Origin of the sequence: Thermococcus sp. (genome assembly GCF_015521605.1) — an archaeon.
In the GTDB taxonomy this organism is placed as follows: domain Archaea; phylum Methanobacteriota_B; class Thermococci; order Thermococcales; family Thermococcaceae; genus Thermococcus.
In genome coordinates this window covers 14,024-34,488 of record NZ_WANV01000018.1, presented here as the reverse complement: position 1 = coordinate 34,488, position 20,465 = coordinate 14,024, and the positions used below count along the sequence as shown (strand labels likewise).

Below are 20,465 nucleotides of genomic sequence, written 5' to 3'. Positions count from 1 at the left end.
ATCCTTGCGGTGATGCAAAATGGAATCCTCCCTCGGTTATATCCGCTCTTACCCTCCGGAACCGAGCTCGCTGATTCCCCTTCTCCAGCGAACTCAGGAAAAGTTTGGCTACCTCCCCAGGGAGGCCCTTGAGGAGATAGCGAACTACTTAGGTGTTCCTCTCAGCAGGGTCTACGGCGTGGCGACCTTCTACGCCCAGTTCCGCTTCGAGCCCCTCGGGAAGTACGTCGTCAAAATCTGCCACGGGACAGCCTGCCATGTAAACGGCGCCGTGAACATATCCCAGGCGATAACGGAAGAGCTAGGCATAGAAGAAGGTCAGACAACTGAGGACGGCCTCGTGACGCTGGAGCGCGTAGCGTGCCTCGGATGCTGCAGTTTGGCCCCGGTCATAATGATAAACGACAAGGTCTTCGGCAAGCTCACGCCCGACAAGGTCAGGAAGCTGATGAGAAATCTCAAGGAGGGGAAGCTCGATGTCTGAAATTAAAGCCATCGCCGTCGGCATGAACTCCTGTGGAATAGCTGCCGGCGCGAGGGAAACCTACGAGGCCATAAAGGCCGAGCTTGAGAAGAGAGGCCTTGACATCAGGCTCAAGATAGTCGGCTGTGTAGGTATGTGCTACCGCGAGCCCCTCGTGGACATCATCACCGATGATGAGATAATCACCTACGGTCACGTTGACCCCAAGAAGGTTCCGAGAATCATCGAGGAGCACGTTATCAACGGAAAGCCGGTCGAGGAATGGATAGTCAAGCGCGACTGGTGGGAGAACGGCGAGAGGAAGACGTGGGACGTTGACGGCTACTTCGCCAAGCAGAGGAAGATAGTGCTCGAAAACTCCGGCTACATAGACCCGGAGAACATAGACGAGTACATCCAAGCTGGTGGCTACGAGGCCCTCAGGAAGGCCCTCCAGATGGAGCCCGAGGAGATAATAGACGTCATAATGAAGTCCGGCCTCAGGGGGAGGGGCGGTGCCGGATTCCCGACGGGGCTGAAGTGGAAGTTTGCAAGGCAGGCAAAGGGCGACGAGAAGTACATCGTCTGCAACGCCGACGAGGGCGACCCCGGGGCATTCATGGACAGGAACGTCCTTGAGGGCGACCCGCACAGGGTAATCGAGGGCATGATAATCGGTGCCTACGCGATTGGGGCAACCAAGGGCTTTATCTACGTCCGCGCCGAGTACCCGCTCGCCATAAGGCGCCTCAAGATAGCGCTGAAGCAGGCCCGCGAAAGGGGCTTCCTCGGCGAGAACATCCTCGGAAGCGGGTTCTCCTTTGACATCGTCATCAAGGAAGGTGCCGGAGCCTTTGTCTGCGGCGAGGAGACGGCATTGATAGCCTCGATAGAGGGGAAGAGAGGAATGCCGAGGCCGAGGCCACCTTACCCCGCTCAAAAGGGCCTCTGGGGCAAGCCGACAAACATCAACAACGTTGAGACCTGGGCGAACGTGCCCTGGATAATCAAACACGGCTGGAAGGCCTACGCCTCGATAGGAACCGAGAAGAGCAAGGGCACCAAGGTCTTCGCCCTGTCGGGCAAGATAAAGCACGGCGGAAACGTCGAGGTTCCGATGGGCATGACGCTGAGGGAGATACTCTACGAGATAGGCGGGGGAACCAAGACCGGCAAGAGGATTAAAGCCGTCCAGCTCGGCGGTCCGTCCGGCGGGTGCATCCCCGAGTACTTATTCGACACACCCGTTGACTACGAGAGCGTGAACGCCACCGGGGCGATAATGGGAAGCGGCGGAATGGTCGTTATGGACGAGGACACATGTATGGTCGATGTGGCGAAGTTCTTCCTCGACTTCACGGTCAAGGAGTCCTGCGGAAAGTGCACCTTCTGCCGCCTTGGAACGAAGAGGATGTGGGAGATTCTGGACAAGTTCACGAAGGGCGAAGCAACGGAGGAAGACCTTGAGAAGCTCGAAAGGCTGGCATACCAGGTCAAAGCCGGTTCGCTCTGCGGCCTCGGGCAGACTGCCCCGAATCCCGTTCTGACGACGCTCCGCTACTTCAGGGACGAATACCTTGCCCATATCCAAGGAAAATGCCCAGCCAAGGTCTGCAAGCCGCTCATCAGGTACGTCATAATAACCGACAGGTGCACCGGCTGTACGGCGTGTGCCATATTCTGCCCTGTCAAGGCCATCAGCGGCGAGAGGCTCAGGCCCCACGTTATCAACCAGGAGGAGTGCATCAAGTGCGGAACCTGCTACGAGGTGTGCCGGTTCAACGCCATAGAGATAGTCGATGCAGGGGGTGAGTGAAATGGTCAAGATCATAGTCAACGGTAAGGAACTCGACGCCCCGGAGGGGAAGCCGCTCATAGACTTCCTCCGTGAGATTGGGGAGCACGTCCCCGGCTTCTGCTACACGAACGAGCTTGACCCCTACGGCTCCTGCAGGCTCTGCCTCGTCTCCACCAAGAGGGGCGTCACCACCTCTTGTACCCTCAAGCCGATGGAGGGGCTTGAGTTAGAGACCCTCAGCGATGAAGTTGTTTCAATGAGAAAGACCGCGCTTGAACTCATCCTCTCCGACCACTACGGCGACTGCATCGGGCCGTGCCAAGACGGCTGTCCGGCCCACAGCGACGTGCAAGGATATCTCGCGCTCATAGCGATGGGCAAGTACCACGAGGCGGTCAAGCTGATGAAGGAGAAGTACATCCTCCCGGCGGTTCTCGGGAGGGTCTGTCCGGCCTTCTGTGAGGACGCCTGCCGGAGAAACCTCGTGGAGGAGCCCCTCGCGATAAGGCAGCTGAAGAGGTACGCGGCGGACTACGACCTTGAGCACGGCCCGTGGATGCCCGAGATTCCGCCCTCGACCGGAAAAAGGATAGCCGTCGTCGGTGGCGGGCCAGCCGGCCTTGCCTGCGCCTACTACCTCAGGACCATGGGGCACGAGGTTACCATAATAGAGGCGATGCCCGAGCTCGGCGGCATGATGCGCTACGGAATACCGCCCTACAGGCTCCCGAGGGACGTGCTCGATAAAGACATAGCGACCGTGATCAACACGGGAATCGAGGTGAAGACCAACACCGCCCTCGGAAGGGACGTAACCCTTGAGGAGCTCCGCGAAAAGTACGACGCGGTTTTCCTCGGCGTCGGCGCGTGGAGAAGCAGAAAGATGGGGATTCCGGGCGAGGAGCTTGAGGGAGTGATGCACGGCATAGAGTTCCTCAGAAAGGTCAACACCGGCGAAAAGGTCGAGCTGGGGGAGCGCGTCATAGTCGTTGGTGGCGGAAACACCGCGATGGACGTCGCAAGGACGGCTCTGAGGCTCGGTGCGAAGGTTACCGTTGTTTACCGCCGCTCGAAGGCCGAGGTGCCTGCCAACGAGAGGGAAGTGGAGGAAGCGATGGAGGAAGGCGTGGAGTTCATGTTCCTGACGAACCCGGTAAAGATTCTCGGCGACGGGAAGGTCGAGGAGGTTGAACTCATAAAGATGCGCCTTGGCGAGCCCGATTCCAGCGGAAGGAGGAGGCCGATACCTATAGAGGGCTCGGAGTTCCGCGTCAGGGCCGACAACGTCATCCTCGCCATAGGCCAGTACTGCGACGAGGAGTTCCTCAAGAGCCTCGGCATCGAGGCGAGGCGCGGTAAGGCTCTCGTTGATGAGGTGACGCTCCAGACGAGCGTTCCCGGAGTTTTCGCCGGCGGAGACCTCGTCCTCGGGCCTTCAACGGTCATCGAGAGCATAGCCACCGGAAGAAGGGCCGCGATAATGATAGACCTCTACCTCAAAGGCAAGCTGGAGAAGGCCAGGGAAGTCCTCACCGAGCCGGAGAAGCACATCGGGGAAGTCTTAAGCGATGACGACCTGTACAGGGTTCTCTTCGACCTCAGGCCCTACAACCACTGGAAGAAGGTGACGGAGAAGGACTATGAGGATATTGAGAGGAAGCCGAGGGCTAAGGTGAAGCTCCTCGATCCTGAAAGGAGGAAGAGAACCTTTGAGGAGGTCGAGCCGGCCTTAACCGAGGAGCAGGTCCTCGAAGAGGCCAGGCGGTGCATGAGCTGCGGCTGTATGGAGGTCTTCAGGTGCAAGCTTAGGGAGTACGCCACGCTCTACGGTGCCGAACAGTACGCCTTTGAGGGGGAGCAGAACAAGTTCGAAATCGACGAGAGCCACCCATGGGTGACGCTCGACAACAACAAGTGCGTCCTCTGCGGCCAGTGCGTCAACTTCACCCACGAGGTCGCTGGAGAGGGAGTCCTCGACTACCTGTTCCGCGGATTTAAGACGAGAATCTCGCCGCCGCTCGGGGAGAGCCTCGGGGATATGGACGGCAGGTTCATCGGGGAGATGATAGACCTATGTCCGGTTGGGGCAATAACCGAGAAGCTCCCCTTCGTCAAGCCCGGGCCCTGGAAGACGAGGCCGGTAAAGACGGTCTGCAACGGGTGTAGCTTTGCGTGCGAGATGAACGTCGAGGTTTACGACGGCATGCTCGTGAGGGCTTCGAGGGTGGAAAGCTCATGGAACGGCCACCTCTGCGACGTCTGTCGCTTCGCCAGGCCGTGGGCCGAAGACCTAACTCAGCCGCTCCTCAACGGCGAACCGGTGAGCTGGGAGGAGGCCAGGAAGTTCATAGCGGATAGGGACTACGCGTTAATCCTCACCCCGGAGCTGACGAACGAGGAGATAGCCTTCTTCAAGGCCTTTGCGGAGAAGACGGGCGTTCCAATAGGTTCAACCGTAAGTGGGGGCATCTCAACTGCCACGCTGGAGGACATAAAGAATGCTAGGCGCGTTCTCCTGAAGGCGGACGTTGAGAAGTACCCGCTGCTCAAGATACTCCTGAGGGGCAAGGAAATCGTTGATGAAGACTATGACGTTGCGATACTTGAGGGGGGAGAACCGCTCGATGTCCCGACTCTGATACTTTATCCGGGCGTTAACGCGGCGGGGCTCATAAAAGCCGGGATAACCGGAATACCCGAGGCTGAAGCCTACGTTGTCATCGGAAGGACGGAGAAGGAGCTGTCGGGCGATGTGCTGGTGCTCCCTGCCGGCCTCTGGGCGGCGAAGGAAGGGACGGTAACCAACGCCCTTGGAATGGAGCTGAAGGTCGGCAAGGCGGTTGAAGAGGCCAGCAGGGCCCTTGACCTGTTTTCTTCCTGATCTCCTTTCTTTCCTGAATGGGTGTGGACTTCTCAGGGGCCGTCTGAGGCCTTCCGTCGGACATTTAAAAAAGGGATTAGATAACCGCCGGAACGCCTGGAATCCTCGGGAATGGTTGAACTTCGGCTATGTGCTTCGCCCCGACCATGTAGCGGACCAAGCGCTCGACTCCGATTCCTGCTCCCGCGCTCGGTCTCAGGAGACCCGCCTTGGCCACCTCCAGATACGGTCTGAAGGCGTCGAGGCTTATCCCTGCTTCCATCATCTTCCTGACGATGACCTCATACTCCCACTCCCTCTCGCCGCCGCTCGACACTTCGCCGTAGCCCTCCGGAAGGTATAGATCATAGTTTCTGAAGTGGCCCGGCCTCTCGGGGTCTTCCCTGTCGTAGAACTCTCTCTTAATATCGAGTACCCAGAAGGGTTCTTTCATGGTTTTGCTCGCCTCTTCTTCATCTCCGAACTCCTCTTTTATCTCCTCCAGGGTGAAGCGCTTGAAGGGTGTCCTGACCTTCGGAACCTCTCTTTCGAGCCCCCAGCTTCTCGCCTCTTTGAATAGACCGCTGATAAGTCCCTCGATGAGGCCCATCACGTCGTCCATGCTTGCGTAGGCTATCTCGAAGTCGAGCTGGGTGAACTCGTAGGCGTGTCTTCCGTCGTCGGCACTCCTCCCCTCAAGCCTCACGTTCGGCGAGAGGATGAAGAGCCTGTCGATCCCCATGGCTATTGCCATCTGTTTGTGCAGTATCATGCTGTGGGTCAGCCTCAGCCTTGAGCCGTAAACTTCGACTTCTGGAGGCTTTAGGGCTTCTTCAGCGGCGGGATCCGGCCACAGGGGATCGGTTATCGAGCTGAGCATCACAGGGAGTAGCCACTTGAAGCCCCTGCTCACCATGTACCTTGTCATATAGTCAATGACTTTCGTCTGAATTTCCATTATTGGTTCAATTTTTCTGGTCACAATTTGGAGAGCGTTCATATACATCACCTGATTTTTGTCACCGATTTTCTCCTTTATGACCTTTATGCAAAAACTTTTGGATTTTGGGCAAAATATGACATTAAGTCGCAACTATTTTTGAACAATCGACAACATTTTAATCGCTAATTGACATTTATCAACGCCCTCCGGCGATAGCGTTATAACGCCAGCCGAGAACTTTGTATGGTGGTAAAGCATGGGAGTGTACATATTCACACCGGAGGATCTCATACGCTACGGTGCCGCGAGGGAAGGACAGCTTGACCTCCTCAAAAAGGCGGTTCTGGATAAAGAAGACATTCTGATCGTTGGCTCAAGCCGCTCCGGGAAGACGAAGCTCGTGGAGGCTCTGATGCACTTTGTTCCCGACGACTGGAAGGTCGCGGTCATCACCGCCTACGGCGAGTTCAAGCCCTTTAAGCCCAACATCGTTGTCATAGACACCCAGTTTGACAACCAGTCCCTTGAAAGACGTACCTCCGACGTGATAGCCAAGATAAAGGCCATAAACCCGGACTACGTCGTCATCGATACAATCCACACTATTGACGTTGCAAGGGTCTTCCGCGAGCTCATAGACAACTACGCCTTCATAGTCACCTCCCTTGCCCTTACAGACGACATAAAGGATGAGGTGAAGCACTGGCTCAGGATAAGTGGCGAGACTTTCGACAAGTTTGACATCGTGGTCGAGCTCAAGAGGGACTGGAGAACCGGGAAGAAGAGCATAAACAGGGTGTACAGGGTAAAAGACGGAAACCTCGAAGTCCTCCTGTGATCATTCTTTTCTGCTTCTTTCGGGTTTTATCACTTTCTTGAGCTCCCGCAGTATTCTGGTTTGGCTCTCCCGGTTCAGGTAGCCGAGACGCCAGGCAACGTAGAGGAACACATTGAACGCCAGGGTCACGAGGAGACCGATCACTATCGAGTCTACCGTCACTCCCGCTATTGTCATCTGAGTCCTTCTGAACATCCCGAGGATAAAGTAGTCCGTTGGGCTCATGCGCTTCAGGGGCAGCGTTGTTCGCACCGTTCCGTTTTCTGGAATAATCGAGAGCATGTGGTTCCACGTTACAGAATACACCTTGATGTGGGTGCCGTTTTCGGCACAGTTCGGGACTTCCACGTTCCCCTCCGGCCACAGGCACGTCCCGTCGGGGTTTACGGTGACCCACACGTCGGTGTGTTCATAGGTCTGGAAGTAGACGGTTCTGTTCTCCGGAAAAACCTTGACCACCTCTATATCCTGTGTAGCCCCCCCGTATACCAAGGCCCTGAAGAAGCGGTAGAGCTCGTCTATCAGCCGGTTGCTGAAATGTTCATCTTCCCAGACTATGTAGTAGTATATGTTCCCGTCCCTGTCCACCATGTAGAGCATCCCGTCGGGCGTGTCATCGGGTAGCGCATACACTATGGGGCTGTAAGTAGGGGCGTCTTTGCTCTCCCAGGGCAGGTAGCCTTCGAGGGAATATCCGCTCGTGTAGAGACCGACGCTCCAGAAGACGAAGAAGTTCAGAACGAGCCATGCGGCGATCCATTTTTTTGAAATCATGTACCTCACTTGATTAAAAGATAAGGGAGGTCAGCCCTTAAGCTTTTTCACGACCTCACGGAGGTTGGCGAGCATCTCCTCGATGTCCTCGAATGTCATGTACCCCATGTTCCCTATGCGGAAGGTCTTTTCGGCAACGCTTCCGTAGCCTTTGGCCAATTCGAAGCCGCGCTCGCGCATCGCGTTGTAGACATCGACGCCCTTCATCCCCTCGGGAACCACGACCGCTGTAATGGTCGGGCTCTCGTAGCCGGGCTCGGCGAGGATTCCGAGGCCCATCTCCCTGACGCCGTTCCGTATCATCTCGCTCCTCTTCCTGTACATGTCGAGCCATTTCTCCTTTCCGCCCATCTTCTCCACTATGCGGAGAACGACGTTGAGGCCGAATATCTGCGGGAGCGGCGGCGTTGAGGGCGTTCCCTTCTTCTTTTCGTTGAACTTCTTGTAGAGCGGGAGGTCGAAGTACCAACCGCGTTCGGGCATCTTCTCCGCTATCTCAAAGACGCGCTCGCTGACAGCTGCTACCGCTAATCCCGGCGGCACTCCAAAGGCCTTCTGGCTGCTCCCGAAGACGAGGTCAATACCCCACTCGTCAAACTTTATGTCCGCACCACCCATCGCCGAGACCGCATCGACGAAGAGGAGCTTGTCGTGCTCGTGGACGACCTTGGCCAGCTCAGGAAGCGGGTTCAGCACACCGGTAGAGGTCTCGTTGTATGTTATCGTCACCGCGTGTACATCGGGGTTCTTCCTCAAAGCCTCGTCGAGCTCCTCCGGCTTGATGGCGTAGCCCGGCTCTTTCTCAAGGACAACGGCTTTTCTGCCGTTGGTCTCAACTACATCCATGAACCTGTTGCCGAATGCCCCTATCGTGGTAACCAGAACCTTTCCTCCCCGGGGTATCGTGTTCCTCACAGCGGCCTCCATGAAGCCCGTCCCGGAGCTGGGGAAGAGGATTATCTCGCCCCTATCGGCCTCAAGGAAAGCCTTGAGTCTGTTGAGAGTGTCAACGTGAACCTCCTTCGCCTCGGCCGAGCGGTGGCTGAACATCTGAACGCTCATTATTGCGAGAACCTCGGGAAAACATGCGACGGGTCCGGCGGTAAAGAGCTTATACTTCGGCTTGACGAGCTCGTAAACCTCCCTGTAAGCGTCCTCGTACTGCATGTCGAACCTCAGCTCCATCAGCATCACCTCGGCGGGAGTTTGGAGGTGAAATATAAAAAGGGTTCGTTGGCGGTGCGGGTTCTCTTCTGAAGCTCCGTTCATTTACCGGACCCATTCCTGAAAAATCTTCGGCATAGCCAAGACTTTTAAAAGATTCACCCTAACGTTCAGAAGGTGGTCGTATGGAATCCAGACGCCTCGCCGGGATACTGTTGCTCATCCTGTCTGCCTTCACCGGCACGATAGCCTTCCGCCTCGCCACCCCCGCCATAGCGTTCTACACGCGCGATATACTCCAGGCCTCGATGCTCTCCGTTTCAATCGTCTCGATGTCATTCGTCCTTGCAAGGGCGTTTTCGTCGGTCTTCGGTGGACTGATCCTTGAGAGGGGTAAAAGGCTCGTCTATATTGGCGCGGTGGCCATGATGGGGAACGCCCTCGCGGTTCAGCTCTACCCCCTGACATCGACATGGGTTCAGGTGGCCGGAATAAAGCTCCTCAACGGTTTCCTCAACGGTCTCAGCTGGCCGATGGCACAGTTTGTGATAGCCGTGGCCACTCCCAGGGAGATAAGGGCGAGGGTCACGGCGATATACTTCTTCTTTGGCAGCATAGCCGCTCTCCTCGGAAACTACATCTATGCCTACACGATAGACCTCGGACTGGGCGGTCAGATGTGGATTGCCTCGGCGTTCTTCGTCCTGACCGGCCTGATAATGGTGGCCAGCTACGTCCTCCTCTACGATAGAATAACGCCCAAACGGAAGAAAACTCCCGACGGTGAAAGGCCGAGCCTCGACCCCCGGAGGGTTTTGATTATCGCCTCGCTGATGGCCGTCATAGTCGCATTCACCTCCGGCGAGATAACCTACGTTTACGTCTCGGAGGCACTTGGGATGGACAAGGCAACGACAGCAACGCTAATCGGCTGGGCCGGTTTTCTGTCCGCGATGCTCAGCTACTTTGCCTCCTGGGCCGCTGACGTGAGGAGCGAGAGGCGGATGGTTCTGCTGACCTCTCTGATGGCGGCACTCTCACCGCTTCTCGCTGCAGTGAAGACCGCCCCGACGGTGTTCCTCGGGATATTCCTAGCGCTCTTCGCCTTCCAGAGCTTCCGCCCGATTTCGAGGAAGGTTCTCGCTTCCTACCACCGCTCTTCCCTTGCCATAGGCGGCGTCAACGGCGTCCAGAACCTCTCAACTTTCCTGGGTGGAATGCTGTTCGGCTTCGCCTACTCGCTGGGGGAGCTTCACTGGGTTATAACTCTCAACCTCGCCCTGCTGGCGTTCGCACCCGTTTCGATAGCCTTGCTCTGGCAGAGCGTTAAGCTTAAAGGCAGTGGGAAGTAAGTGCCCTCTGACGGGAACTCCAAAACTTTTATAAAAGAGAGCACTCGCCTAAGTTTAGGCTTAGCTTACGCTCATTTGGAGGTGAGAGTATGGGACTGAGACCAGCCAAGATTGATAGGGACGTTGACAAGCCCGCTTACACGAGGAGGGAATACATACGCGGTGCGCCCGGTCCGAAGATAACGATCTTCGACATGGGCAACCTCTCCGCTGAATTCGAGTACGAGGTCAGCCTTCACGCCGAGCAGGCCATGCAGATAAGGCAGAACGCCCTTGAGGCCATCCGTATTCAGGTGAACAGGTACCTCCAGAAGAATGTAGGAAGGAGCAACTACCACTTCAAGATAAGGGTTTACCCCTTCCAGGTTCTCCGTGAGAACCCGATGGCCACCGGAAGGAAGGCAGACCGTTACGGAAACGGTATGAGGAGGCCCTTCGGAAAGCCGATAGGACTCGCCGCAAGGGTCAAGAAGGACCAGAAGATCCTCACCGTCTGGGTCAACGAGAACCACCTCAAGTTCGCCCTCGGTGCGATGCACAGGGCCAAGATGAAGCTGCCCTACAGCGCCTACTACAGAATCTACGACAAGGAAGGCAACGACATCACCAGCAAGGTTCTCTCAACCATGAAGCGCTGAAGAGCTGCGCTGATGCACACTGGAGTGCCTTTTACCTCTTCTTTTGTTCTCTCAACGTTGAAGCACTCATTGCTATGTTCCGGGGGAAATCTTTAAGTACTCCTTCGCGTAGTTACGATGGGGTGGGCATGCCTAACGTACAAAAGGATTCCTCCGTTCCTGCCGTTCTGTTCATCCTCGCCACGATGCCCTCACTGCCCCTCATGATTGAAGGGTTCAGTTATCTTGCACAGCACTATCCAACTGTTATTAATGTGATTCCAGGCATTGAGGTTGAGTTTGATCCCGTATCTGTGAGGTATATTTTTATTGAGTCGTGGGGTATGTTGCTGTACCCGGTTCTTGTTCTGGCGTTGCTCACGGTTATCTTCCTGAGAAAGACGGAGTTTCAAGAGGGCTCTTTTCTGATGCTGGGCTTAGTTGTTCCTTTCTTTGTTGTCATAACGATCTCGGTGGTGGAAGCGGTTTTCAATGGTGGGGGCGAGAACAACTTTGGATTCCTCACGGCTTATCTGTTGTTTACATCCCCCTATCTCCTTGGGGTCATTGGACACTACCTGCTCTCGCGCATGGTGTGGTAGCAGTTTTCCCATATATTCATAATGATTATTAACGATGCAGTCCAATTTAGATTGGTGGGACGATGGTAAGCTCGGGCTTTAGGGCAATGCTTCTCAAACTCGGCGTTCCTGAGGACAGGCTGACGGTTCTTGAGGGCAAGGGTGGAGTTGTGGAGGGGGAATTTGAAGGCATCAGGTACGTCCGCTTCCGGGATTCCGCCAAGGGCTTCCGGCGCGGAACGGTTGTCTTTGATAACGGGGACGTTGTTCTTGGATTTCCCCACATAAAGCGCGTCGTCCAGCTGGAGAACGGGATAAGGCGGGTCTTCAAAAACAGGCCGTTCTACGTCGAGGAGAAGGTGGACGGCTACAACGTCCGGGTCGTTAAGGTCGGGGATAAGGTTCTCGCCCTCACCCGCGGCGGCTTCGTCTGTCCTTTCACGACGGAGCGAATACTTGACTTCATAAACGGGGAGTTCTTCAGGGACTATCCAAACCTCGTCTTGGCGGGGGAGATGGCTGGCCCGGAGAGCCCCTACATAGTCGAGGGGCCGCCCTATGTGGAGGAGGACATAGAGTTCTTTCTGTTTGACATCCAGGAGAAGGGAACCGGACGAAGCCTCTCTGTGGAGGAGAGGCTTAAGCTGGCCGAGGAATACGGGATCCGGCACGTTGCGACGTTTGGCCTCTTCGACCGCTCCCGTCTGGATGACCTCTACGACCTAATCGAGAGACTCAGCCGGGAGGGAAGGGAAGGCATCGTCATGAAGACCCCGGATATGAAGAAGATAGCGAAGTACGTAACGCCCTATGCCAACATCAATGACATCAAGATAGGCTCGCACATCTTCTTCGACCTTCCTCACGGTTACTTTATGGGACGGATTAAGCGCCTTGCGTTCTACCTTGCCGAAAAGCACGTCAGGGGCGAGGAGTTCGATGAGTACGCCAAAGCCCTCGGAAAAGCCCTGCTAAGGCCCTTCGTCGAGAGCATCCACGAGGTGGCCAACGGCGGCGAGGTCGAGGAGGTCTTCACGGTGAGGGTCAAGAACATAACGACCGCCCATAAAATGGTGACTCACTTCGAGAGGCTCGGCGTGAAGATCCACATCGAGGACATCGAGGACTTGAAGAACGGCTACTGGAGGATAACCTTCAAGCGTGTTTACCCAGACGCGACGAGGGAAATGCGGGAGCTTTGGAACGGGTTAGCGTTCGTGGATTGAGGTTTTTATCCAGCACGGGCCGTTTCCGAAATCGTTAAAAATGATAATTGCCATTATGATAATGGTGATTATCATATGCGTCCATTCGTTGACAGGAGGGAGGAGCTCAAGGCCCTCAAGGAGCGTTTAACGAGTAACAATTTTGAGCTGATCGTCATTTATGGGCGCAGGAGGGTGGGGAAGACCCGCCTCGCCCTCGAAGCCGTTAAGGAGCTTCCCCACGTTTACTATCTGGCGGTTGAAGGCGACAATCTGCGGCACTTTCGAAAAACCGCCGAGCGCGTGTTTCCAGAGGTCAGATACTCAAGGGAGGACTGGGAGGGAACCTTACACGCCCTAAAAGAGAAGATTATAGTCATTGACGAGTTCCCGAACCTGATAAAGGAAAACCCCCGGGTTCTCTCGCTCTTCCAGAGGGCCATAGACCTCGACCTGTCTAGTTCCAGCACCAAGCTCGTTCTCCTCGGTTCCTCTGTGAGCATGATGACGGAAAAGGTGCTGAGTTACAAGAGCCCGCTCTACGGGAGGAGGACCGGTTCAATGAAGCTCAGACCAATGGGCTTCTTTTCCCTCAGGGAGTTTTTCCCGAAGGCAAGCTGGGAGGAGCTCGTTGAAGTTTACGGCATGACCGATGGGATACCCTTCTACATAACCCAAGTTAAGCTCCCCTTCTGGGAGTGGCTGGAAAAGGAGCTCTCCAGCCCTGTGAGCTTCTTCAGGGACGAGGTTGACTTCCTACTGAGGTACGAATTCAGCGAGGTAAGCACCTACAAGAGAATCCTTGAGGCCATAGCGCTAGGGAAGACGACCCCCAAGGAGATAAGGGACTTCACCGGTCTGAGGCATTCGGACATCAGTCCATACTTAAGGAACCTCATCGAGACCGAGCTGATAGTAAGGGAGGTGCCGGTCACAGGGAAGAGAACCTCCAAGAAAGGGCGCTACTACGTGGCCGACAACTTCTTAGCTTTCTGGTTCCGCTTCATCTCTCCAAACCTCTCGCGCATAGAGGAGGGCACCTTCAGCGCTGAGGAGATACGGGAATCCTACAACCACTACCTCGGCTTTGTTTTTGAGAAGGTGGCGAGGCAGTTTCTAATCGAGCTCAACAAAGCTGGGAGACTGCCATTTGCGTTTACAAAAATCGGCTGCTGGTGGCACAGGGGAGAGGAAATTGATTTGGTTGCTTTAAACGAGAGGGAACGGAAGGCTCTGTTTGTCGAGGTGAAGTGGAAAGAGCTAAGGGAGAGAGAAGCGAGGGGAATCTTGAAGGACTTGGAGAGGAAGAGCGAGCTTGTGGGACTGGAGAGCTGGGAAAAGGGCTACGGACTGGTGGCGAAGGAGATTGAAGATAAAGCGCGGTTAAGGGAGGCGGGCTTCTTGGCCTGGGATTTGAGGGACTTCGATAAAATGGTAAGGCTTACGTCTACATCATGAAAGGAATGCGCGGAGGTGTTACAGTTGGTAGTGGGGCTAGTTAGAAAGGATAAAGTCAAAAAGGTGGTAAGAAAGTTCCCAAAAAAGGAGGTCGAGATAGAGAGGGCTTTGTACGCGAAAGTACATCCAAGAGTAACACTCAACCACCCCAGAGTGCAGCGAATCATCAAAGATTCTATCTTCATGGATCCAACTCTCTTAAACCTGGCTCTTGAACACACACTACTAAATTCACATCGGAAGTGTTAGAATCAGGAGATCTAAAGAGGTACATCGCTCCGTCGGCACAAGATGCCCTAAAATACCACCTCCTGTTTCAATTAGCGATGTTGAAGATAATCAAGGAGCACGAGGATGCGTTCAGACTTGCCCGCATAGATACATATAAGCTGGGCGAGATATCTAAAAAGGCGATTAAGAAACACGCAACAGTAGAATATATCTACGCGGTACGTTTAGGTGCGGTGGAAAGCGGAATCGCTTCGGACGCCCTAGAAGAGGCATACTTGGTCAAACCATTCAGCGAGTTCGCCGCAGACGACAATATCCCAAAGATTGCGGAAACACTAGTGAATGAGCTGGCGAAAGTAGGCATCCACGTTGATAGAAAAAGAGCAGAGGAAGCATTTAGAAGAGCAAAACCAGTTGTAGAAAGCCTCGTAAAGGAAGCATATATGAACCCTACCTATGGAATCATCAGCAGCACGATCGACGAACACCAATACATTATAAAGGGAATAAAAACGAACAAAGAGTTCAGAGAGTTCTTGGTGGAGATCAGCGGGAAGAAACCCCTCGCCAAGTTCAAGCAGGTCCAAAAACAGGTGGAGGCAGAGCCGAGAACGAGAGGTTTGCCCGAAGATGCCAAGGTCGAAGTCCTCTCAATTCTCCGCGGTCTGGAATTCGCGGACTACTCCGAAAAAGCGAAGGAAAAAGCCCTCGGAAAGCTGGCCTCGATGCTCGAAGAGCTCTCAAAGGAAGAACTAACCCATGAGAACCTCCAGAAAATCGGCCTCGTTGCCTTCGCTATCGAAATAATAAAGCGGGGCGAGTTCGAGCGGGTGGAGGAGATAAAGAAGCTCTGAGGGACTTCAGAGCTCTCTAAATACCTTCTCAAATTTTTCGCCTGGAATTATGAACTGTTTCTGGGGAGGCCCATCAACTTGCACCCCCACAAGTTACTTGTACCTCCGCAAGTGGGGGCATCTTTCCGGTTGGGTACAAGCATCTTTGCAAAGAAATGGGCTGTAAAGGGGGTGTGGGGGGCATTGGCCCCGTCAGGAGGTTTGCGAGTACAGGAAGCTTTTGGAAAAAGCTTCACCAAAAGTGTATAGCTCTCGTTCTGAAAGTTAATCTGAGCTGGTGATCCAGCTACTGACGCTTTTAATTCTGTGGAATCTACAAAAGCAATTCGCTAAGAGTGAGTTCACTTTAAATCGACGCCCGAAGGGCGTCAGTGGGCAGGAACTCCTAATAGCCCCTGTCCATCGAGTTGAATTCCGTTTTTGGAATGGGCGTTTGAAGAGGGATCACACTCTCAGCTTCGGAAGTTCAGCGATGAGCTACCAACCTTGATCAAACTCAACGGGACTGTCGTCCCGTGCGTTGGAGCTTCGCTCCAACGTCGCGCAGGCGAAGTTACTGGGGGCGTGGGGGCGTTAGCCCCCCAGAGGATTTAATGAATAAGGAAGGCGGGGAAACGTAGTTTCCCAGGTTTTAGAGAAAAGTGGGGTTGTGGGGCAAAGCCCCACTCCGGGGGTTTGAGAGTACAGAGAGATAAGGGGGCGGAGCCCCCTTGTCTTTCGTTTGCAAAAAAGTTGCATACCTTCCAAACCAAAAAAGGGTTGCAGCCTTCGAAAGCCTTTTAAATACTCTCCATAGACCCCAGTTCAGCGTTGAAGTGACCATAGCGAAGGATGACGGAAAAATGGCCTGGCACGTCTTCATTCCGGATTCGCTCCTCGAAGAGACCGATGACCCGAAGATCAGGACGTACAAGGTCGGACAGATAGCCAGGGCATGCGCAATATTCGGCGTCGAGCACATCTGGATCTACAAAGCAGGCGGCAGGGACGGAAGGTTCATCAAAACGATCCTCGAATACGCGGAAACGCCCCAGTACCTCCGCAAAAGGCTGTTCCCGCTGATGCCGGAGCTCAGGTACGTCGGCGTCATCCCGCCGCTCAGGACGCCGCACCACAAGCTCAAGGGAAAGCCAAAGGTCGGCGAAATCCGCGAAGGTTTCGCCTTCAGGAAGGGACGCAGAACCTACGCGGACATCGGCCTCGACGACCTCGCGATGGTCGAGGGGGACGTTGAAGGACGGTCAACGTTCAGGATCGTCTCGGTAAGGCCTCTCAGGGTGATACCGGCAAAACCAGAGGAATACTGGGGCTATAAGGTGCACTTGACGAGAAAGTCACTGGCGAAAACACTTAAAAAGGCCGGGCTGGATTTGGTCATCGCGACCTCAAGGAAGGGTCGCGACATTCGAGAGGTGAAGCTTTCCCCGCTGGAGGGGGAGGTCGGATTCGTATTCGGCTCACCGAGGAAGGGCGTGATGGAGCTCCTCGGCGAGGAGGAATATGACTTTGATCTAATCCTCAACACGATTCCAAATCAGCGGACAGCCACCGTCCGCACCGAGGAGGCCGTCTTGGCCACACTCGCGGTGTTTAATCTCATAAGGAGGGATTGAGATGGGAAAAATACACAGGCCAAGGAGAGGTTCACTGGCTTACTCCCCTAGAAAGAGGGCCAAGAGCATAGTCCCGAGAATCAGGAAGTGGCCGCAGGACAGCGAGGTCAGGATGCTTGGATTCGCCGGCTACAAGGCTGGTATGACCCACATCCTTATGATCGACGACAGACCAGGGCTCACCAAGGGCAAGGAAGTCTTCATGCCGGTCACTATCGTGGAAGTCCCGCCGCTCTTCGTCTACGGCATCAGGGCCTACAGACAGGGCTACCTCGGACTTGAGACCGCCACCGAGGTCTGGTTCCACGAGCTCAACGACTACGTCAAGAGGAGGATAAAGACCCTGCCCAAGGAGTACGGTGAGGAGGCGTTCAGGGAGAAGCTCGGTCAGCTTGAGGATCTCGTCAACGACGGGGAGATCGTCGATGTCAGGCTTCTCGTCCACACCCAGCCGTGGCTCATCAAGCTCAAGAAGAAGCCCGAGGTCATGGAGTACGCCATCGGTGGCGACGACGTCAAGGCGAAATTTGAATACGCCAAGGAGAAGATCGGCAAGGAACTCAGGGCGGGCGAGGTTCTCCACGAGGGTGAGCTCCTCGACGTCATAGCGGTCACCAAGGGTAAGGGAACCCAGGGTCCGGTCAAGCGCTGGGGTATTAAGATACAGTTCCACAAGGCCCAGCGCGCTGGAAAGGCCAGGCACGTCGGTAACCTCGGTCCGTGGCACCCGACCAGGGTCATGTGGACCGTCCCGCAGGCCGGTCAGATGGGCTTCCACCACAGGACCGAGTTCAACAAGAGGCTCATAGCCATAGGCGAGAACGGCAAGCTCAAGCTCGGGGACAAGGACGAGATAGACATCACCCCAAAGGGTGGCTTCCCGCACTACGGCATCATAAGGAGCGACTTCCTCATGATACAGGGAACCGTGCCGGGTTCCTTCAAGAGGATCATCAGGGTCAGGCCGGCTATTAGGCCGCCGAAGAAGAAGCCGCCGGTTGAGAGGCCGCAGATAACCTACGTCAGTAGGGAATCCAAGCAGTGAGGTGAGATAGATGAAGGTTAAGGTTTTCAATCTCGAAGGCGAGCCTGTGGAGGAGATAGAGCTTCCGAAGGTCTTTGCCACTCCATTCAGGCCCGACCTCATCAGGAGGGCTGTCATCGCCTCATGGACCCACAGGATACAGCCGCAGGGCAGGGACCCGATGGCCGGTAAGAGGCGCGTCACCGAGAACATCGGAAAGGGCCACGGCATGGCGAGGGTTGAGAGGATAAAGACCTCCCCGAGGTTTGCCGCCTTCGTTCCCTTCGCGAGGGGTGGAAGGAGAACCCACCCGCCCAAGGTTGAGAAGATAATCTGGGAGGACATCAACAAGAAGGAGCGCAGGCTGGCTATAATGAGCGCCATCGCTGCAACGGCCAACTACGACCTCGTCAGGGCTAGGGGGCACATCGTTGATAACGTCCCGCAGGTTCCCCTCGTTGTCGTTGACGACCTTGAGAAGGTCTTCAAGACCGCCCAGACCAGGGAGATATTCAAGAAGCTCGGCGTCTGGGACGACATCGAGAGGGCCAAGAAGAACACCAAGATCCGCGCAGGAAAGGGCAAGATGCGCGGAAGGCGCTACAAGAAGGCCAAGGGGCCGCTCATCGTCGTTGCCAAGAACGAGGGAATCGTCCAGGGAGCAAGGAACCACCCGGGCGTTGACGTCGTTACCGTTGAGAACCTCAGTGCCGAGCTGCTCGCCCCGGGAACTCATCCGGGCAGGCTCACCATCTGGACGAAGGGAGCTATTGAGAGGCTTAGGGAGATTTACGGGTGATGAGAGATGGATCCGTACAAGGTCATCATAAAGCCGGTCGTCACGGAGAAGGCCGTGGCGATGATAGAGAACGAGAACAAGCTCACCTTCATAGTGGACAGAAGGGCAACCAAGGCCGACATCAAGAGGGCCGTGGAAGCGATGTTCGAGGTCAAGGTCGAGAAGGTCAACACCCTCATAACCATGAGAGGAGAGAAGAAGGCCTACGTGAAGCTCAAGCCTGAGTACAGCGCAAGTGAGGTTGCTGCCAGGATAGGATTGTTCTGACGGGGTGAGTGAGATGGGAAAGAGTTTGATTCAGCAGAGGAGAGGTAAGGGAACCACGACCTTTAGGGCCCCCTCCCACAGGTACAGGGGCGCCGTCAGGTACGTTCCGCTCAACCTTACCAAGGAGAAGACCCTCGTCGGCAAGGTCGTCGAGATACTCCACGACCCGGGAAGGACCGCTCCAGTTGCTCGCGTCAAGTTCGAGAACGGCATGGAGAAGCTCATAATAGCTCCTGAGGGAATACTCGTTGGCGAGGAGATAGCCATCGGGCCGAACGCTCCGATCAAGATAGGCAACACCCTTCCGCTTGCCATGATACCCGAGGGAAGCTACGTCTATGACATCGAGGGAGTTCCGGGCGACGGCGGCAAGTACGTTCGCGCTGGCGGTGCCTACGCGCTCGTCGTCAGCAGGGAGAAGGACAAGGTCATAGTCCAGCTCCCGAGCGGTGAGCTCAAGCAGTTCAACCCGATGTGCAGGGCCACCATAGGCGTTGTCGCCGGCGGTGGAAGGCTTGAGAAGCCCATCGTTAAGGCCGGTAAGGCCTACTACATCGCCAAGGCAAGGAACAGGTTCTGGCCGAAGCCGAGGGGTGTCAAGATGAACGCCGTCAACCACCCGCACGGTGGTAAGGAGCACCACATCGGCAGACCTTCAACCGTTTCGAGGCGCGCTCCGCCCGGAAGGAAGGTCGGTCACATAGCCGCGAGAAGAACGGGTAGGAGGAAGTGATGAAGATGGCGAGAAAGAAGGAGTTTAAGTACAGGGGTTACACCTTCGAGGAACTGCTCAACATGTCACTGGAGGACTTTGCCAAGCTCCTCCCGGCCAGGCAGAGGAGGAGCCTCAGGAGGGGCCTTTCACCGGAGCAGAAGAAGCTCCTCAGGAAGATAAGGCTTGCCAAGAAGGGCAAGTACAAGAAGCCGATCAGAACCCACAGCAGGGACATGGTCATCCTTCCCGAGATGGTCGGCATGACCATCCACGTCTACAACGGAAAGGAGTTCGTTCCAATAGAGATCAAGGAGGAAATGATAGGCCACTACCTCGGCGAGTTCGCCCTCACGAGGAAGATAGTCCAGCACGGCTCACCTGGTGTCGGTGCGACCAGGTCGTCAATGTTCGTGGCCATCAAGTGAGGTGGTATAGATGAGCAGGGGCAGGTTTTCCTACTCATTCCAAAATTTTGACCCGGACAGGATGGCTCGCGCCAGCGGAAGGGACCTCAGGATATCCCCCAAGCACAGCGTCGAGCTCCTCAGGGAGATAAGGGGCATGATGCTCAACGATGCCCTCAAGTACCTCGACGACGTTATCGCCCTGAAGAGGCCCGTTCCAATGAGGCGCTTCAACGACAGCCAGGGACACAAGCCGGGGAAGGGCTTCGGTCCCGGTAGGTACCCGGTTAAGGTCGCCAAGGCCGTCAAGAAGGTGCTCCTCAACGCCAAGAACAACGCCGAGCAGAAGGGTCTCGACCCGGACAGGCTCAAGATAATCCACGCGGCTGCCCAGCGCGGTCCAGTGCTCCGCGGATACATTCCGAGGGCCTTTGGAAGGGCCACGCCGTTCAACGAGCAGACCACCCACATCGAGATAGTCGTTGAGGAAGTTAGGAGGTGAGAC

General features: G+C 55.5%; 21 protein-coding genes. 18 read left to right on the top strand and 3 right to left on the bottom strand.

Annotated elements, in window-relative coordinates:
• Positions 1–19 precede the first annotated feature (19 nt).
• The 3 genes from nuoE to F7C11_RS03590 are packed head-to-tail and all read left to right on the top strand — an operon-like array spanning position 20 to position 5,142.
• Entirely contained in the window at positions 20–484 is a 465-nt protein-coding gene (gene nuoE / locus F7C11_RS03600; protein WP_297091028.1) for an NADH-quinone oxidoreductase subunit NuoE, read from the top strand.
• A complete protein-coding gene (gene nuoF, locus F7C11_RS03595) occupies positions 477–2,279 on the top strand; it encodes an NADH-quinone oxidoreductase subunit NuoF (protein ID WP_297091026.1) in 1,803 nt (600 codons plus the stop codon). Before nuoE ends, nuoF begins: the two co-directional genes overlap by 8 nt.
• A gap of 1 nt (position 2,280) precedes the next feature.
• Complete coding sequence (locus tag F7C11_RS03590) at positions 2,281–5,142, top strand: NAD(P)-binding protein (protein WP_297091024.1); 2,862 nt, start codon at positions 2,281–2,283, stop codon at positions 5,140–5,142.
• Between the two features lie 76 nt (positions 5,143–5,218).
• On the opposite strand, the gene F7C11_RS03585 is transcribed toward F7C11_RS03590, so the two are convergent.
• Positions 5,219–6,127, bottom strand: coding sequence for an asparagine synthetase A (locus F7C11_RS03585; protein ID WP_297091022.1), 909 nt, complete (start codon positions 6,125–6,127; stop codon positions 5,219–5,221).
• 193 nt (positions 6,128–6,320) lie between these two features.
• On the opposite strand from F7C11_RS03585, the gene F7C11_RS03580 reads away from it, so the two are divergent.
• Entirely contained in the window at positions 6,321–6,902 is a 582-nt protein-coding gene (locus F7C11_RS03580; RefSeq protein ID WP_297091020.1) for an ATPase, read from the top strand.
• Here the strand turns inward: F7C11_RS03580 and F7C11_RS03575 are convergent, their stop codons facing one another.
• Positions 6,903–7,676 (bottom strand): hypothetical protein, encoded by a 774-nt coding sequence (locus tag F7C11_RS03575; RefSeq protein ID WP_297091018.1) that lies wholly within the window; start codon positions 7,674–7,676, stop codon positions 6,903–6,905.
• Positions 7,677–7,706: 30 nt separating this feature from the next.
• Positions 7,707–8,861, bottom strand: a complete 1,155-nt coding sequence (locus F7C11_RS03570) for an alanine--glyoxylate aminotransferase family protein (RefSeq protein ID WP_297091071.1) — start codon at positions 8,859–8,861, stop codon at positions 7,707–7,709.
• Between the two features lie 164 nt (positions 8,862–9,025).
• On the opposite strand from F7C11_RS03570, the gene F7C11_RS03565 reads away from it, so the two are divergent.
• From F7C11_RS03565 to rplV, 14 genes are all read left to right on the top strand, one after another.
• Positions 9,026–10,192 carry an MFS transporter gene (locus tag F7C11_RS03565; RefSeq protein WP_297091016.1) on the top strand — a complete coding sequence of 389 codons (1,167 nt, stop codon included), beginning with the start codon at positions 9,026–9,028 and terminating at the stop codon, positions 10,190–10,192.
• Between the two features lie 89 nt (positions 10,193–10,281).
• Positions 10,282–10,830 carry a 50S ribosomal protein L16 gene (locus F7C11_RS03560; RefSeq protein ID WP_297091014.1) on the top strand — a complete coding sequence of 183 codons (549 nt, stop codon included), beginning with the start codon at positions 10,282–10,284 and terminating at the stop codon, positions 10,828–10,830.
• Positions 10,831–10,952: 122 nt separating this feature from the next.
• A complete protein-coding gene (locus tag F7C11_RS03555; RefSeq protein WP_297091012.1) occupies positions 10,953–11,411 on the top strand; it encodes a hypothetical protein in 459 nt (152 codons plus the stop codon).
• 62 nt (positions 11,412–11,473) lie between these two features.
• Positions 11,474–12,616, top strand: coding sequence for an RNA ligase (locus F7C11_RS03550; RefSeq protein ID WP_297091010.1), 1,143 nt, complete (start codon positions 11,474–11,476; stop codon positions 12,614–12,616).
• Positions 12,617–12,691: 75 nt separating this feature from the next.
• Positions 12,692–14,053, top strand: a complete 1,362-nt coding sequence (locus tag F7C11_RS03545; RefSeq protein ID WP_297091008.1) for an ATP-binding protein — start codon at positions 12,692–12,694, stop codon at positions 14,051–14,053.
• 24 nt (positions 14,054–14,077) lie between these two features.
• Entirely contained in the window at positions 14,078–14,302 is a 225-nt protein-coding gene (locus tag F7C11_RS03540; RefSeq protein WP_297091007.1) for a hypothetical protein, read from the top strand.
• Between the two features lie 77 nt (positions 14,303–14,379).
• Positions 14,380–15,138, top strand: a complete 759-nt coding sequence (locus F7C11_RS03535; protein WP_297091005.1) for a hypothetical protein — start codon at positions 14,380–14,382, stop codon at positions 15,136–15,138.
• An 842-nt stretch (positions 15,139–15,980) separates the two neighbouring features.
• Positions 15,981–16,751, top strand: a complete 771-nt coding sequence (locus tag F7C11_RS03530) for a putative RNA uridine N3 methyltransferase (protein ID WP_297091069.1) — start codon at positions 15,981–15,983, stop codon at positions 16,749–16,751.
• Between the two features lies 1 nt (position 16,752).
• Positions 16,753–17,796, top strand: coding sequence for a 50S ribosomal protein L3 (locus F7C11_RS03525; protein ID WP_297091003.1), 1,044 nt, complete (start codon positions 16,753–16,755; stop codon positions 17,794–17,796).
• A 10-nt stretch (positions 17,797–17,806) separates the two neighbouring features.
• Complete coding sequence (rpl4p, locus tag F7C11_RS03520; protein ID WP_297091001.1) at positions 17,807–18,574, top strand: 50S ribosomal protein L4; 768 nt, start codon at positions 17,807–17,809, stop codon at positions 18,572–18,574.
• A 6-nt stretch (positions 18,575–18,580) separates the two neighbouring features.
• Entirely contained in the window at positions 18,581–18,841 is a 261-nt protein-coding gene (locus F7C11_RS03515) for a 50S ribosomal protein L23 (protein ID WP_055429651.1), read from the top strand.
• Positions 18,842–18,854: 13 nt separating this feature from the next.
• Positions 18,855–19,574, top strand: a complete 720-nt coding sequence (locus F7C11_RS03510) for a 50S ribosomal protein L2 (protein ID WP_297090999.1) — start codon at positions 18,855–18,857, stop codon at positions 19,572–19,574.
• 5 nt (positions 19,575–19,579) lie between these two features.
• Positions 19,580–19,981, top strand: coding sequence for a 30S ribosomal protein S19 (locus tag F7C11_RS03505; protein WP_297091066.1), 402 nt, complete (start codon positions 19,580–19,582; stop codon positions 19,979–19,981).
• Positions 19,982–19,991: 10 nt separating this feature from the next.
• On the top strand, positions 19,992–20,462 hold the full coding sequence (gene rplV, locus F7C11_RS03500) for a 50S ribosomal protein L22 (RefSeq protein WP_297090998.1): 471 nt from the start codon (positions 19,992–19,994) through the stop codon (positions 20,460–20,462).
• Positions 20,463–20,465: the final 3 nt, after the last annotated feature.